The sequence below is a fragment of the Marinobacter shunpengi genome (assembly GCF_045449695.1).
Lineage (GTDB): Bacteria > Pseudomonadota > Gammaproteobacteria > Pseudomonadales > Oleiphilaceae > Marinobacter.
Map to the genome: position 1 here is coordinate 204,756 of NZ_JBJJKZ010000017.1, position 15,479 is coordinate 220,234.

Genomic DNA, 15,479 nt, shown 5'->3' on the forward strand with positions numbered 1-15,479 from the left:
CCTTACTGGTCAAACCCTTTGCCTTGTGCGGCACACTTCGCCAGCAGGTCGGCCGGTTTCCAGAAATCCTTCTGGGTGTTGGGGTTGGCGTCGAAGGCTTCCATGTCGCGGACCACGTTGGCCAGGCCCACCTGCTCGGCGTAGTGCATGGGGCCACCACGGAAGACCGGGAAGCCGTAGCCGGTCAGGTACACCATGTCGATATCGGAGGCGCGCTGGGCGATGCCTTCCTCGAGGATACGGGCACCTTCATTCACCAGGGCGTAGACGCAACGCTGGACGATTTCCTGGTTGCTGATCTTGCGCGGGGTGATGCCCATCTCGGCGCGGCACTCGTCGACCACCTTGTCCACTTCCGGATCGTGCTGGGGCTTGCGGTTGCCCGGCTCATACTTGTAGAAGCCGGAGCCGGTCTTCTGGCCGAAGCGGCCCATCTCGCACAGGCGGTCGGCGATCAGGTTCTTCTTCATGCCCGGGTTTTCCGCGTACAGGCGCTTGCGGATGGCCCAGCCGATGTCGCCGCCGGCCAGGTCAGCCATGCGCAGCGGGCCCATGGCGAAGCCGAACTTCTCGATGGCCTTGTCGATCTGCTGCACACTGGCGCCTTCCTCCAGCATGGTCAGGGCCTCGCGGGAGTACTGGTTGATCATGCGGTTGCCGATAAAGCCGTCGCAGACACCGGAGACCACGGCCGTCTTTTTGATGGTCTTGGCCAGTTTCATGGCGGTGGCCAGCACATCCTTGGCGGTCTTCTCGCCACGGATCACTTCCAGCAGCTTCATGATGTTGGCCGGGCTGAAGAAGTGCAGGCCGATCACGTCTTCCGGGCGCTTGGTAAAGCTGGCGATCCTGTCCACGTCCAGGGTGGAGGTATTGGAGGCCAGGATGGCGCCGGGTTTGCAGATTTCGTCCAGCTTGGTGAACACCTGCTCCTTGACGCCCATCTCCTCGAACACGGCCTCGATCACCAGGTCCACGTCCTTCAGATCGTCATAGCTCAGGGACGGGGTCAGCAGGTCCATCTTGGCCTTGGCCTTTTCTTCGGTCATGCGGCCTTTCTTGACCTGACCTTCGTAGACCTTGCGGATGGCTTCCACGCCCCGGTCCAGACCTTCCTGCTTCATCTCGACGATGGTCACCGGGATGCCGGCGTTGAGGAAGTTGATGGAGATGCCGGTACCCATGGTGCCGGCACCGATCACGCCCACCTGATTGATGTCGCGGGTCGGGGTGTCGGAGGGCACATCGGAGATCTTGCTGGTCTTGCGCTCGGCGAAGAAGGCGTGACGCAGGGCCGCGGATTCCGGTGTCTGCATCAGTTGCTTGATGCCTTCACGCTCAACCTTCATGCCTTCGTCAAACGGCTTGGTGGCAGCGGCTTCCACCGCTTCCAGGCACTTCAGCGGAGCCGGGTAGTTCTTGGCCATGGCGCCGATGGTGTTGCGGGCGAACATGAAGAAGCCCTGCGGGTTCGGGTGCTTCACCTTCAGGTCGCGCACCTTCTTCAGCGGCATCTTGTCGGCCACTACCTTGCGGGCAAAAGCCAGGGCGGCTTCCATCAGGTCGCCTTCAACCACCTCGTCCAGCAGCGGGGTACCCTGGAACTGTTTGGCGGGAACCACGGAGCCAGACACGATCATGTTCAGGGCGTGCTCGACACCAATCACCCGGGGCAGGCGCTGGGTGCCGCCGGCACCGGGCAGGATACCCAGCTTCACTTCCGGCAGGGCCAGGGTGGCGTCCGGGGTGGACACGCGGTAGTTACAGCCCAGGGCCAGTTCCAGGCCGCCGCCCATGCAGTTGCCGCTGATGGCCGCGATCACCGGCTTCTTCGCGGTTTCGACGTAATGGATGGCGGTGGTCAGGATCGGCTCCTGCATGACGGCGGGGGTGCCGAACTCGGTAATGTCGGCGCCGCCGGAGAAGGCCCGATCGGAACCGGTGATGATGATGGCCTCGATGGCGCTGTCCTGCTCGGCCTTTTTGATGCCTTCGACAATACCCTGACGAAGGCCCAGGCTGAGGCCGTTTACCGGCGGGTTGTCCAGGCGGATAACGGCAACATTACCGTTGGTGTCGTAGTGTGCTGTGCTCATGCTGGCTCCTTTATGGGTCGCTCTGTGGCGGCCCGTGGGTAAGACGTTGGGGCCGCCGATGCACGTGATGGAACGCGCGAATTTCTTCCATACACTGGTGTCTGGGGATTCCGTACAGTAATGTATGGGCGGCATGAAGGTCAACGACGCTGTGGTTACAGCCTTTCATTCGACCTTTAACATGTTGAATCAGTTTGTTTTATTCTTTTGAGAACGGCTCCAGAGGTCCGAACCCGATTTATGGCGAAAGCATCCGGAAAGGCTCCGAGTTCCCCCAAAGCGGCTAAAAGCAAAGCCCAACTGACCCGCGACGACTGGTTGGATGCCGCCGCCGGTGAGGTTGCCGCCGGTGGCTTCAGCAACCTGCGGGTGCTGACCCTGGCCAAGCGTCTGGGGGTCACTCGGGGCAGCTTCTATTGGCACTTCCGGGATCATGAGGACCTGGTGGTCAGCTTCCTGGATCGCTGGCGGGATCGCCGGTTTGTGGAACTGGACTATATGCGGCCAAAAGGGGAGAACCCTGAGGAGGAACTGCATCAGCTCCTCCAGATCCTGCTGACGGACGCCGCCCGCAACATCCGACGACTTCAGGTGGAGCTGGCCGTTCGTGACTTTGCCCGCCGCAATGAACACGCCGCCCGGATTGTTGATGAGGTGGACAGGGCCCGTGTCGATCAGAACAAGTTGCTGTTCCGCCACCTGGGGGTAGCGGAGGATCAGGTGGAAGACCTGGCCCGGCTCATGTACATGGCAACGGTAGGCTCCCAGGTGGTGCAGGCGGGCCGCAAGGGCAACGAAGCTGCGGTGGAACGGATTGAACAGCTGGTGGCCCACCTGGCCCTGGGGCAGCGTTCCGATTAGTGCCCGTCTGGTTCAGGCACTAACTGAACGGCACACTAGGCTTCAAGGAAGCCGTTCATATGACCGGCCACTTCCTCCGGTTTCTCTTCCTGGAGGAAATGCCCCGCATCCACCTGTTCCACCCGGATGGACTCGAAACAGTCCTCAATGTGGTTCAGGTACTCGGGGATAATCACCCTGTCCTTGTTGCCGTAGATATACAGCCCGGGCATGGACCATTTATGTCCGGCCAGTGCCGCCCAACGCTTGGTGTCGTCAGCGAAGGTGCGATAGTAGCTGGCACCCGCGGCCGGAGTGCCGGGGATGGAATACATCCGTACATACTCGGCAACAGCATCCTCGGGAATCGGCTCGACCACGCCACGGACAAAGTGCCCGATCCAGACATCCTCTTTACCGGGAATCATGGCCTCCGCCAGACCCTTTTCCTGCTGGAAGTGCTGGTACCAGTAGGACTTGTTACTACCTGAACGTACTTTCTCGATGACCTCCATGTTGCCCTTGAGGTTGTTGACCAGGGCGATATTCATGATGATCATCCGGCTGACCCGGTCCGGAATCGCCAGCGCCACTTCCTGGGCGACGATGCCGCCCCAGTCGTGGCCGATCAACTGGAAGTCGTCGATGTCCAGTTCGTCCAGCATGCTGACCACGTCGTGCGCCAGGGCATGTTTGACGTAGTGTTCCCGGCCCTCTGTGCGCTCGCTGTCGCCCAGGCCCCGCAGGTCCGGGGCAATCACCCGCAGGCCCTTTTTCAGGTGCCGACCGACGTGCTCCCAGCAGTAGGAGCTTTCCGGCCAGCCGTGGATCATCACGACCGGGGCGCCGTTTGTGTCACCGCCTTCGCGCCAGGTGAAGGTACCGCGTGGGGTGGACAGGGTTTTGGGTTCGCTGAGAAACATGGCGGGCTCCTGGGTGTTGTTGGTGGTTATTGAATCAGGTTGCGTAACGAAACTTCATCCTAGACAGCCGGATAGCGGATTGTCCAGTGGATTGGCCTGCAGGGGCGCCCGGGAAAAGAAAAAAGAGCACCCGACCGGGGAGTTGGGTGCTCAAGGGGTCACTGAGTATGACCTGGGCTTACTGCTGACCGAGTTTAACGTTGTCGATAACGATGTGGCTGGAGGTGTCCGCACCCATGATGTGCAACCTTATCTGGCTGATACTGCCGGAAGGCTGGATGCTGAACTGGCCTTGCAGGGAAGACCAGCTGTTGGTGGCCATGTCGGCCTCACCAAACCGCTGCCAGTGCGCGCCCTGGTCGTCCACGTACCAGGCCCAGAGCTGGGCTTTGTCGGTGGCCATGCTGCGGTTGCTCAGCATGATGTCCATGGAGGCTGAATAGGTCTTACCCGCTTCAATCAGCCCGGTGGCTTCCATGGCCGGACCGGAGTAAGTGGACATCCGGAACAGGGACGCCAGGCCGAAATTGCCTTCACTGGCGGTCCGGGTACGGAAGACCCAACTGCCCATGAAGCCGGACCAGCCGGTGCCGCCGTCCTCAAAGCCCTCTTCCAGGACGATGGTGGGGCCGCCATTGCCGGAGTCGCCGTCGTCAGGGGCGTCGGACACTTTTACCAGACGGACTTCATCGGCCACGAAGTCGGTGCCTTCGTCGGGGCCGGACAGGATCAGACGGGCCTGACTGATATCGCCGTCGCCGGCGACGGTGAAGGTCTCATCATACTGGCTCAGCTCGTTGGCGGTAACGGAGAGTTCCGGCAGGTTCTGGTAACGGGTGCCCTCGCCGTCGGTCAGCTCGATGCTGGCGCGAACGGCATCACGACCGTCGGTACCCGCCAGGGCCAGTTTGGCGGTAATGCGGTACTCGGCGCCAGCTTCCAGGCCGCCCGCGATGGCCTGTACCGGACCGCCGTAGTACTCGGTGCGGTCGGTTGCCAGCAGCAGGTTGTCGCGGCCACAGCTGGCTTCGATGCTTGCGGTGGTCAGTGTGGCGGCGTTATTGAAGCTGTTCCAGGGCGACAGGTTGTTGAAGTCCGGGCCACTGATCAGGTTATTCTCGGCCAGCTCGGGCTTGTCGCACAGGGGCAGGTCCGGGTCGATACCGCCGTCGTCACCGCCACCATCGTCTCCACCGTTATCACCACCGTCGCCGGAATCACCTCCATCGTCCGGGTTGTCACCATCATCGGGGCCACCGCCGTTGTCCGGGTCTTCCTCGTCAGGGTCGCCATCGTCGATGACGGCGGTGGGCATGAAATCCGCCACCTGGGCCGCCAGGCTGTTAACGGCGGCCACCGCGTCGGCCCCGTCGTTACGATTGCTGTCAACGCCACAGGGCTGGCCCTCGCAGCGGTTCTGGTCCGGGCTGGCGAACTGCGCCAGGTGATTGCGGGTACCGTAGGACTGCGGGTAGGCCATGATAGTGCTGAACAGGCCGGATACCCCATGCCCCCGGCCCCAGGGGAAGACGGAGCCAAAGGAGTTCTGGGCGTGGGAGTGGCCCAGGGACATGTTGTGGCCCAGCTCATGGACAAAGGTGTTATAGCCGCAGTTTACCCCGGTCATGCTGTAGCCGTAGGCGGAGGCGTTGGAATAGAAACGCCCGCTGCCTTCGCTGCCGCCGGGCTGGTAGCCGACACCGCAGACGTAGCCACCGGCGGTGCTTTGGGGGGTGCTGATCAGTGCGACCAGGTCGGCGCCGTATTCCCGGCGCTGGGTGGCAACGGTGCTGTCTGACCGGAAGCGCCCGAGAACATTGCCATCAACGCTGCCGTAGCTGCCCTGGATACGTTCGGTACCTACAAGGCGAAGCTGGAGATCGATATCGCTGTTGCGGTAGGCCTGGTTGGCGTGCTCCACGTAGGAGACGATGCGGGCGTTAATGTCTTCGCCCGAGCTGGTGCTGGCGGCTTCGTCGGTATAGTAGACCAGGACATCGACCTGGTTTGCGTGGCTGACGGTGCTGCCCATGGCAAGGGACAGCCCGGCGAGCCAGTGGATGGATGGTTTCATAGCGTCAGTCCCTGATTTAGGGTGAATTTTTGTACGGCGGGTACTCCTGTTCGCCGGTTCTTCTATTTAGCGTCCCGTCTGGGTACTGCCGGCAGTGCGGGTAAAAGGCTGCCTTACTGCATGAAAGTCGCGGACGGATCCACGACAGCTCCGATGGGAGCGGAAGCGGTCCGGGCCTGGGGCACCTAGCCGGACGGTGAGCCCGGTGGGGTCTGGTCGACGCCTGGTACCGGAATGGCGTCTTCATGCCCCGCCAGGTTGTCCTGTATGTCGGTTTCGCTGGTCAGTACGGCATCACCGCTATGGTTGTCGATGACAGCGGAATAGACGCCATCCCGTGTGCTGAGGACCACGTAGGTGGAGGTTTCACCCCGGGTCACGACGACATTGTCCTTGTCATGGCCGTCGGTCACCGGCCCACGGAAAACCTCGATGCTGTTCAACTGGTTATGGGTGGTAGTGAGGCGGGCGGTGACGGTGCGGTTCAGTTCCGGCACCGGCAGAGTCACCTGCTGGCCCACATGCAGGCTGGCCAGGGCCTCGGGGTTGGCCTGCAGGCGGGTGGCGGGAAAACCGTCCACCTCAGTCTTGTCGGAATTGTTGCCTGCCTGCCACAGGGAGACCACCGGGCGGGCATTGCGGGCAGGGTTGTTGGGACGCGCCGGCAGGGCTGAAGTGGCTTCCGGGTCAGGCCAGTGAGACACGGGTTCCAGCATGTTGCTGTCTTGTATCCCGGGGGCCCGCTGTTGACCGGAGGCATTGGTGGCAGGCGCGGTATCGCTGCCGACGGTTCCGGATTGCGCCCCGGTAAATGGTGAGGTGTCGGTTTGCGGGGCGGTGTCGGGCGTGAACAGGAGCCACAGCACAACGATGATGACTGCGATACCTGTTACAAAGGCCAGGGCCTTGGACATGGGACGCCTCCTGCGAATGGGTCTGTTCCGCTGCTTGTTGTCGCCACATCTTGCCGGTAAAGGCCAGGCAATCCTAAGTGAAAAACCGTTTAATGTCCGAAAGTGGGAACCGGTTCAAAAACTTGATCTGTAGCAAAATCAGTCAGTTGCAATCGGGTGGTGGTTTTTTGGACTGCAAACATCCGGAGCCGGCTACCGGCCCGCTATCCATGGGCCGGACGACCGCTTCCGCCTGACCAGCGATACCCTGGTGGTCAGGGACTGGAAGGAGATGCAGGACGCTTACCACTAACCTGGTGAACGGCCTGATCCTCCGGCGCCGCGGCCATCGGGGCCCGGTGCATCAGGCGGTACTTGCGGCGCTGGTTCAGGCCGATCAGCGCCAGCGGCAGGATGATCATCAGGCTGCCGGTGACGAACCACAGGTCCGGCACTTCACCAAACATCAGCCAGCCGATGGCAATGGCCCAGATCAGCCCGGTGTATTCGGCGCTGGTTACCTGGTTGGCGTCCACATGGTTATAGGCCCGCAGCACACTACCGTTGTAGCCCAGGATAAATACCGCCGACCCTACCGCACTGGCGACGATCTCCCAGCGCCAGGGGGCGCCTTCCCAGAGGGCCAGGGCCAGGCTCGCCGGCAATACCAGCAGCGAGTTCAGGAACAGCTTGTGGGCGGTGGACTGCCGGCGGGGCAGCTTGCGTACGGTCAATGCCGCCACCGCCAGGCAGAAGGCGGTACCCAGGGCGGAAAGGGAGGACAGCTCCAGCGACACTGGCCGCAGGATCACCAGCACTCCCGCAAAGCCGCTGACCACCGCCAGAATGCTCAGAGGCGAGAGCCGTTCCCCAAAGACCAGGACCGACAACACCATCACGATCACCGGGGCGACGTAGAACACGGCGTTGGCAGTGGCCAGGGGCAGGGTGGTCAGCGCCACCACCATGCACAGCAGGCCGACCAGCAGTATGTGGGAACGGATGGCATGCACGCCCGCCCCTTCAAACAACCGCTGGTATTCCGCCTTTTTCAGTAACGGCATCAGCAATGCTACGGTGATCAGGTTGCGGACAAAGGCAAACTGGAACACCGGGGCGTTGGTGTCCATCAGCTTGATAAAGACATCCGAGCCGATGGCCATGGCGTTGCCGATGACCAGCAGGAGGATAGCGCTGTTGACTGTCTTGCCTGACATGGTGCCCGCCCCTACGGTTGTGTGCCTGAAGACCCGGAAGTATAGGAACTCGCAAATATCCGATAAAATGATATTTATTGGCGCAACATGAGATATTTCGATAATGAAGCTGCCTCCCCTGAAATCCTTGCCGGTCTTCGAAGCGGTGGCTCGCCTCAACAGCTTCTCCCGGGCGGCGGACGAACTGAATGTCAGCCAGAGTGCCGTCAGCCACCAGATCAAGCAGTTGGAGACCTTCCTGGGAGAACCCCTGTTCCAGAGACAGGGGCGCAGCCTGGCCCTCACCCGGGAAGGGCAGGACTACCTGGAGGGCATATCGTCCGCCCTGTTCCAGATCGACAAGGCCACCGGGCAGTTGCTGGGCCGGCAGGACAGCAGCCTGCGGCTGGCGGTGTTCAGTTCCTTCGCGGTGCGCTGGCTGGTGCCTCGCCTGCCGGACCTGCACCGGCAACACCCGGAGGTCCAACTGGTGCTGGAAATGACCGGCGAGCACCCGGTGCTGTCGGGGCGGGTGGCGGACAGTTTCATCACCATCAACACGGATTCCCCGGCGTTCAGCTACGACCTGCTTTACCGGGAGCGACTGTTCCCGGTCTGCAGTCGCCAGTACTGGCAGGACATGGGCACGGACCAGTTGACGCCGGAGACACTGGCCGGTCATCCCCTGCTGTCCACCTTCAGCATCTACAACCGCACCTGTGGCGACTGGGAAGCCTGGTTCGCCGAGGTGGACAGCGTGGTGCCGCCCTCAACACAGGTGCAACATTTCAGCCATATGCTGCTGGCCCTGGAGGCGGCCCGCTATCATCAGGGCATTGCCCTGACGAATGACTACATGCTCAGCAACCGTGACGACGCCGGGGACTTCGTGAGACTGCCCCTGCACAGTGTGGTCACCGGCGATAACTTCTACTTCGCCAGCAAGGTCAGCCGACGTCATGAACCCGGCCTGCGCGCCCTGAGGCGGTGGTTGCTGGCCCGGGCGGAGGACAGCGGATTGCTGTCGGCCAACAGCGGGGAGACCCCATGAACGATCATCCGGACTCTGACGAACCAGGGAAGAACGATGACCTGGTGGCCCTCCTGGCACGGATTCGGGCGGCGAACGGTGACGGCCAGGATGTCTCCGTCGATGAGATCCTGGCTGCCGCCGGTACGCGTACCTTTGGCCCGGTAGTTGTGGTGGCCGGCCTGGTGGTACTGGCGCCGCTGATTGGTGATATCCCGGGGGTGCCCACCCTGATGGGCCTGCTGGTGCTGCTGACCGTGGGGCAGCGGCTGTTCCACCAGCGCCAGCTGTGGCTGCCCCGGTGGCTGGGCGACCGTAAGGTGCCCCGGGAGAAACTGCGTACCGGACTGTGCTGGATGCACAGGCCGGCCCGGTTCCTGGACCGCTTCACCGGCCCCCGCCTGACCATGCTGATGGATGGCGGCGGTGACCTGTTGCTGGCCATCAGTTGCCTGCTGGTGGCCCTGGCGTTGCCGTTGATGGAGTTCGTGCCCTTCAGCGCCAATGGCGGTGGGCTGGCACTGACGACGTTCGGTCTGGCGATGATCGCCCGGGATGGCGTGGTGGCCATCCTGGCCCTGTTGCTGACCGGCGGCACCTTCGCATTTATTGCCTCACAATTACTGTAGGTTGCTCAGGGCTGGTCAATCCGTCGCCGCTGGGGCAGGATGTGCGCTTTGCAGTTGATAACAAGTAACAGGATCCCCCATGGCAAAACTGTTTATTGTCCGACATGGCCAGGCGTCTTTTGGCCAGGCCAACTACGACCAACTTTCCGAACTGGGCTGGCAGCAGGCCCGCTGGCTGGGCGAGTATTTCGCCGAGCGGGAGCTGGATTTCCACCGGGTGGTGGCCGGCAACCTGCAACGTCAGCAGGACACTGCCAAGGGCGTGCTTGAGGGCATGGCCCGGGCGGGTGCGGAGGTGTCCACCCACCCCGGCCTGAACGAGTACGACGGCGAGATGATGTACCGGGCCTTCACCGGCCACGGCGACCAGCACCTGCACCAGAAGAGGGATTTCAAGGATTACTGGCGCACCTTCCGCGCTGCCTATGAAGCCTGGATTGACGACCGTCTGACCGATGTCACGGAAACCTGGGGTGACTTCGGCAACCGCATCGATGAGGCCATCGACCACGCCTGTGACGGCGCGGGGCGTGATGACGCGGTGCTGGTGGTGACCTCAGGAGGTGTCATCGGCAGCGCCCTCACCAAACTGATCGAGGGCCCGCAGCGGGGTGCCATCCACTTCAACTTCCAGTTCCGCAATACCGCGTTCTGCGAGGTCATCGTGGGGCGCAGTGCCCGCCGGGTGCTCAATTTCAATAATGCCCCGCACCTTGATCGGCCGGGGCGCCGGCATGCGCTGACGCACGTGTAGAGGCGCAGGCGAGAGGGGCGGAACAATTCTGCCCGGCTTTTGCCCCTCTCCCCATTCTGCTACGCCTGATCGTCCGGCTGCTCATCCCGGGGCGGGCGCTCCACCACCTTGCGCTTGCCCTTGGCGCAGCGGGACAGCGCCTTCAGCCCTTCGGGGTCAAAAGCGTCCACCCGGATAACATCGTACTGGGCAGTCAGTGCCTCCAGCAGTTTGTCGGACTCCTCTTCCTGGATAACGCCCTGTTCCAGGGCCCAGTCCACCAGTTCCTTGCGCTGGTGTCCCAGCAGCATGTCGATACCGCCCAGTTCGTCCGGATCCCGGTTGTGCAGGGCCTCGTGTAGGCGGGCGCGTAGCTCCCGGGTCTCGTTGGCCAGCCGGTAGGCGTTGATGACCCGCCCCAGGGGATCGTCCGGCTTGTCGTTCACATAGCAGCCACGGCTGATGCGCTGGCGTACCGGGGTGTCCTTGACGATGGTGGCGGCGACTTCCGCGCCCAGGCGGTCATCCGGTCCGTTGAGGCCAGTGGCCCCCAGCGGGAAGATCAGCAGGCGCAGGGGCCAGCGCAGGGCCGGCACCGGGAATTTGATCACCGCTTCGCGCATGGAGGACTGCAGGTCCCGCAGGGAGGTCTGCAGGGCCCATTCCACCAGGGGACGCTGGTCATCCGGGTAGCCTTCCTCGTGCCATTGCTTGATCACCGCGCTGGCGTAGTACAGGTGCACCAGGCAGTCCGCCATTCGACCGGACAGGCGCTGGCGGGCCTTGAGGCCACCGCCGATGGTCAGCAGGGTGACATCGGTCATCAGCGCGAAGGCCGATGAGAAACGGGCGAGCTGGCGGTAGTACTTGCCGATATTCCCTTCCCGTGGCACCGGTTCCGCCAGGCCCCAGGTCAGTCCCAGCACCAGCGCCCGCAGGGCATTGCGGGTGGTATGGGCAATATGACGGTAGAAGATATCGTCGAACTTCCGCACCGCCTGGCGCTCGTCCTCAATGCCCGCGGCCTCGATCTCGTCCACGATGAATGGATGGCAGCGGATGGCGCCCTGGCCGAACACCATCAGGCTGCGGGTGAGGATATTGGCCCCTTCCACCGTGATGCCGATGGGCACCGCCTGGTAGGCCCGGGCCAGGAAGTTTCGGGGGCCGGTGATGACACCGCGACCGGCGACCACATCCATGGCGTGGTTGATCACTTCCCGCATCAGGTCGGTATTGCGGTACTTGAGCACGGCGGACGGCACAGCAGGTCTTACGCCACGGTCCAGCATGCCGGCTGTCAGCAGGCGGGAGGCATCCATCATGTAGGTGTAGCCGGCGATGGGTTCCAGGGCTTCCTGGACCCCCTCGAACTGGCTGATGGAGCGACCGAACTGCTCCCGTACCAGGGAGTAGGAGCCGGTGGCGAGGGCGGCCAGCTTGCCGGCGCCGGTGCCCAGGGCCGGCAGGGAGATGGAGCGGCCGATGGACAGGCATTCCAGCAGCATGGTCCAACCCTTGCCCAGCATTTCCTGACCGCCGATCACCTGTTCCATGGGGATGAAGACATCGTTGCCCCAGGTGGGGCCGTTCATGAACACGGTGTTCATGGGCAGGTGGCGGGCGCCGGCGTGGACGCCCTCCGTTTCCCGGGGCACCATCACACAGGTGACGCCCTCATTGTCACCGTCACCGAGCAGTTTGTCCGGATCATAGACCTTGATGGCCAGGCCGATCAGGGTGGCCACCGGCGCCAGGGTGATGTAGCGCTTGTTCCAGGTGACTTTGAGGCCCAGCACTTCCTTGCCGTTCCACTGGCCCTTGCAGACGATGCCCTTGTCCGGGATGGCGCCGGCATCGGACCCGGCCACCGGAGAGGTCAGGGCAAAGCAGGGGATTTCCTCACCACCGGCGAGCCGTGGCAGATAGTACTGCTTTTGCTCGTCGGTGCCGTATTCCATCAGCAGCTCGCCCGGGCCCAGGGAGTTGGGCACCATGACGGTCACGGCGGCAGACACACTGCGGGTGGAGATCTTCATCACGATCTCGGAGTGGGCCGTGTGGGAAAAGCCCTTGCCGCCTTGCTCCTTCGGGATCATCAGGCCGAAGAACCCGTTCTCGCGGATGAACTTCCACACCTTGTTGGGCAGGTCGTAGTCCTCGTGGGTGATCTTCCAGTCGTCGAGCATGGCGCAGAGTTTTTCCACCGGGCCATCCAGGAACGCCTGTTCCTCGCTGGACAGGTGGGCGGGGCGGGCATCCAGCAGTTTCGACCATTGCGGCTGGCCGGAGAAGAGTTCGCCGTCCCAGTCCACCGAGCCGGACTTGAGGGCTTCCTGCTCGGTGTCGGACAGCGTGGGCAACTGGCCCCGTACCCAGCCCAGCAGCGGTTTGCTCAGCTTGTCCCGGCGCAGGTCCCGGGCATGGAGAATCACCAGGGCAAGGGCCAGTAGCCCGCCCCCGAACAGGATGCTGAGGATATGCCAGTGGTCCTGGGACATGCCGGCCAGGGTGGCGGCAACCAGTACCACGGTGGCAACCGTGCCACCCAGGCCCAGATAGATCAGCACCAGGGCACTGATGATCAGCAACAGAACACTCATGGACAGACCTCCGTATCAGGCAACTTGGATCAGGAAATGTCAGGGCCCACGTGTGTACGGCGCCAGACCCGGTGAAGTGCAGTCCGGGTCCGTCCGGGGTCCCTGTGAACGGGAAACTACCTTTACCATCGGACATACACCGGCAGGTTGCAAGCGGGTTGGGTGGTTGTGGCGGGGCATTGGCCGACCGGTATGCCCCGTCGGTCCGGTTACAGGTAGCCGGCGCTGAACACCAGGCCCAGGACCACCGGCATCACCACCAGGCTGCCCAGGTTGCTGATCAGCACCAGTGAGGCCACTTTGTGGGGTTCCTGCCGGTACTGTTCAGCCACCATATAGTTGAGGACGGCCGGTGGCAGAGCGGCGAACACCCACAGGCTGGCGGCCTGCAAGCCGGGAAGGTCCAGCAGGACAATCATCGGCCAGGCCAGTATCAGGCCGCTGGCGGGGCAGGCGATGGCGCCGATCAGGCCCAGCCGCCAGTCGCTGAAGTCCACATCGAGCATGCGGATGCCCAGGGTAAACAGCATCAGCGGAATACAGATGCCGCCAAGCATGTCCAGCGCTTCCATCAGCCAGCCCGGCAGCGCCACACCGCCGATGTTCACCGCCAGGCCGGCAATGGTGGCCAGCACCACCGGCACCCGCAGGCGTTTCAGCAGTGAGGTGTGCGGGTCGAGCATGTAGAGGCCCACGGAGAAGTGCAGCAGCATTTCCACGATGAACAGTACTACGGCGGCGGGCAGCGCGGCGTCGCCGAAGGCCAGTACGATCAGCGGGATGCCCATGTTGCCGGAGTTGTTGAACATCATGGGCGGCAGGAAGGTCTTCAGGTTGAGATGGAGGGCCTTTGCCACCGGCCACAGTATCAGGCCGGAGCCGAGCACGATGACCACCGCCGCGGTTGCCAGCCAGGCGTAGTCCCCCAGGGGCGCCTGCTGATCCGCCAGTACTGCGAACACCAGCATGGGCACGAACAGCTCCATGTTCACGGTATTCATGCTCTGGATGTCGGTGGAGCGGTAGCGACCGTAGAGGGCGCCACAACCGGCGATCAGGAAGACCGGCAACAGGGTGGAGAGGATCTGGCCCAGCATGCGAGCTCCGGAACGGGTCAACGGGATAAAAGGTAGGTCCGCAAGTGTAGTGGATTCCGCCAATCCTCGTCACTTGGACTTTCATCGGTAGCCCGGACACCGTGTTAAGCTCGGACTCAAACATCATCCAGTCACCTGTCAGGAGACACCCTCGCCCATGAATTTCGACCAGTCGTTTTCCCGGGAACAGACCTGTTCGGTGAAGTTCGATGCCCGCAAGGCGGTGTTTGGCCGGGAAGACGTGATTCCCCTCTGGGTGGCAGACACAGACTTTGCTGCCCCGGAGCCGGTGACCGAGGCCCTGGTGAAGCGGGCCCGGCATCCGGCCTATGGTTACACGCTGTTCCCGGACAGCCTCTACCAGTCGATGATTGACTGGTTCCGGGAGCATCACCAGTGGACCATCCAGCGGGACTGGATCCGTATGGCACCGGGGGTGGTGCCGACCCTCCATGCGGCGGCCATGGCGTTTGCCGGTGAGGGCGAGGGGGTGATTATCCAGCCGCCGGTGTACCCGCCTTTCTTCAGCAGTGTCCGCAAGGCGGGCCGTTGTGTGGTGGAGAATCCGCTGGTGGTTCGCGATGGCCGTTATGAGATGGATCTGGAGCACCTGGCGGTCTGTGCAGCGGACCCGTCGGTGAAGGTGCTGTTCCTGTGCTCGCCCCACAATCCGGTGGGTCGGGTGTGGTCGAAGGCGGAGCTGGAGGCGGTGCTGGAGATTGCCCGGGCCCATGGGGTGGTAGTGATTTCCGATGAGATTCATGCCGACCTGGTCTATGCCGACCGACCGGGTCATCACATGCTGGCGCGGCTGGCGGAGCCGGATGATCCGTTGCTGACCACGGTGGCACCGAGCAAGACGTTCAATATTCCCGGCATGGGGCTGTCGGCGGTGGTGTCGGAGCGGCAGGATCTGCTGGGTCAGCTCAATGATGTGTTTGATTCGCTGCATATGGTGCAGTGCAATCCGTTCAGTATCGCGGCTTTTGAGGCCGGCTACCGCCATGGGGCGGAGTGGCTGGCGGCGATGATGGACTATGTTCGCGGCAATCGGGATTTTGTGCTTGGCTTTGCAAAGGAGCGGTTGCCGGAGATTGGTGTGACCGATCCGGAGGGGACCTATCTGTTGTGGCTGGATTGCCGGGCCCTGGGGCTGGATGACGGCGGGCTGAAGCGGTTCATGGTGGAGCAGGCCGGGGTGGGGATGAATCCCGGGATGACGTTTGGTGAGCAGGGTAGCGGGTTTATGCGGTTGAATCTGGGGTCGCCTTTGGGGGTGATTCGGCAGGCGATGGAGCAGATTGAGGTGGCGGTGGCTGGTCTACGTTCCAGGTGATTTTAGACCCGTGCCAGGCGGGGCATGCC

Annotated in this window: 12 protein-coding genes; 5 read left to right on the forward strand and 7 right to left on the reverse strand. The window is 62.8% G+C overall.

The annotated features are described in order from the left end of the window. Nucleotides 1–2: 2 nt before the first annotated feature. Nucleotides 3–2,096: a 3-hydroxyacyl-CoA dehydrogenase NAD-binding domain-containing protein gene (locus ACJO2E_RS16210; RefSeq protein WP_406965203.1), complete on the reverse strand. Its 2,094-nt coding sequence runs from the start codon at nucleotides 2,094–2,096 to the stop codon at nucleotides 3–5. A 240-nt stretch (nucleotides 2,097–2,336) separates the two neighbouring features. Here ACJO2E_RS16210 and ACJO2E_RS16215 point away from each other — a divergent pair, with 240 nt between their 5' ends. Continuing rightward, entirely contained in the window at nucleotides 2,337–2,957 is a 621-nt protein-coding gene (locus tag ACJO2E_RS16215) for a TetR/AcrR family transcriptional regulator (protein ID WP_406965204.1), read from the forward strand. Nucleotides 2,958–2,992: 35 nt separating this feature from the next. Here the strand turns inward: ACJO2E_RS16215 and ACJO2E_RS16220 are convergent, their stop codons facing one another. The 4 genes from ACJO2E_RS16220 to ACJO2E_RS16235 form a co-directional block, all read right to left on the reverse strand. Then, nucleotides 2,993–3,859, reverse strand: coding sequence for an alpha/beta fold hydrolase (locus ACJO2E_RS16220; RefSeq protein ID WP_406965205.1), 867 nt, complete (start codon nucleotides 3,857–3,859; stop codon nucleotides 2,993–2,995). A 178-nt stretch (nucleotides 3,860–4,037) separates the two neighbouring features. Further along, nucleotides 4,038–5,933: a biofilm-associated metzincin protease Mep72 gene (gene mep72 / locus ACJO2E_RS16225; protein WP_406965206.1), complete on the reverse strand. Its 1,896-nt coding sequence runs from the start codon at nucleotides 5,931–5,933 to the stop codon at nucleotides 4,038–4,040. Nucleotides 5,934–6,118: 185 nt separating this feature from the next. Then, the gene (gene bamI / locus ACJO2E_RS16230; protein WP_406965207.1) at nucleotides 6,119–6,847 is read right to left on the reverse strand and encodes a biofilm-associated metzincin protease inhibitor BamI; all 729 of its coding nucleotides are present in this window, start codon (nucleotides 6,845–6,847) and stop codon (nucleotides 6,119–6,121) included. A 254-nt stretch (nucleotides 6,848–7,101) separates the two neighbouring features. After that, on the reverse strand, nucleotides 7,102–8,043 hold the full coding sequence (locus ACJO2E_RS16235) for a DMT family transporter (protein ID WP_406965209.1): 942 nt from the start codon (nucleotides 8,041–8,043) through the stop codon (nucleotides 7,102–7,104). Nucleotides 8,044–8,146: 103 nt separating this feature from the next. Between ACJO2E_RS16235 and ACJO2E_RS16240 the strand changes: the two genes are divergently transcribed. The 3 genes from ACJO2E_RS16240 to ACJO2E_RS16250 all read left to right on the forward strand — a co-directional run bounded on the left by ACJO2E_RS16240 (nucleotide 8,147) and on the right by ACJO2E_RS16250 (nucleotide 10,435). Then, nucleotides 8,147–9,073 (forward strand): LysR substrate-binding domain-containing protein, encoded by a 927-nt coding sequence (locus ACJO2E_RS16240; RefSeq protein ID WP_406965211.1) that lies wholly within the window; start codon nucleotides 8,147–8,149, stop codon nucleotides 9,071–9,073. Next, nucleotides 9,070–9,681 carry an exopolysaccharide biosynthesis protein gene (locus ACJO2E_RS16245; RefSeq protein ID WP_406965212.1) on the forward strand — a complete coding sequence of 204 codons (612 nt, stop codon included), beginning with the start codon at nucleotides 9,070–9,072 and terminating at the stop codon, nucleotides 9,679–9,681. Before ACJO2E_RS16240 ends, ACJO2E_RS16245 begins: the two co-directional genes overlap by 4 nt. 79 nt (nucleotides 9,682–9,760) lie before the next feature. Then, nucleotides 9,761–10,435, forward strand: coding sequence for a histidine phosphatase family protein (locus ACJO2E_RS16250; RefSeq protein ID WP_406965214.1), 675 nt, complete (start codon nucleotides 9,761–9,763; stop codon nucleotides 10,433–10,435). A gap of 59 nt (nucleotides 10,436–10,494) precedes the next feature. On the opposite strand, the gene ACJO2E_RS16255 is transcribed toward ACJO2E_RS16250, so the two are convergent. Both ACJO2E_RS16255 and ACJO2E_RS16260 read right to left on the reverse strand, forming a co-directional pair. Then, the gene (locus ACJO2E_RS16255; RefSeq protein ID WP_406965215.1) at nucleotides 10,495–13,017 is read right to left on the reverse strand and encodes an acyl-CoA dehydrogenase; all 2,523 of its coding nucleotides are present in this window, start codon (nucleotides 13,015–13,017) and stop codon (nucleotides 10,495–10,497) included. A 209-nt stretch (nucleotides 13,018–13,226) separates the two neighbouring features. Next, nucleotides 13,227–14,114: an AEC family transporter gene (locus ACJO2E_RS16260; RefSeq protein WP_406965216.1), complete on the reverse strand. Its 888-nt coding sequence runs from the start codon at nucleotides 14,112–14,114 to the stop codon at nucleotides 13,227–13,229. Between the two features lie 157 nt (nucleotides 14,115–14,271). On the opposite strand from ACJO2E_RS16260, the gene ACJO2E_RS16265 reads away from it, so the two are divergent. Then, complete coding sequence (locus ACJO2E_RS16265) at nucleotides 14,272–15,450, forward strand: MalY/PatB family protein (protein ID WP_406965218.1); 1,179 nt, start codon at nucleotides 14,272–14,274, stop codon at nucleotides 15,448–15,450. Nucleotides 15,451–15,479 lie beyond the last annotated feature (29 nt).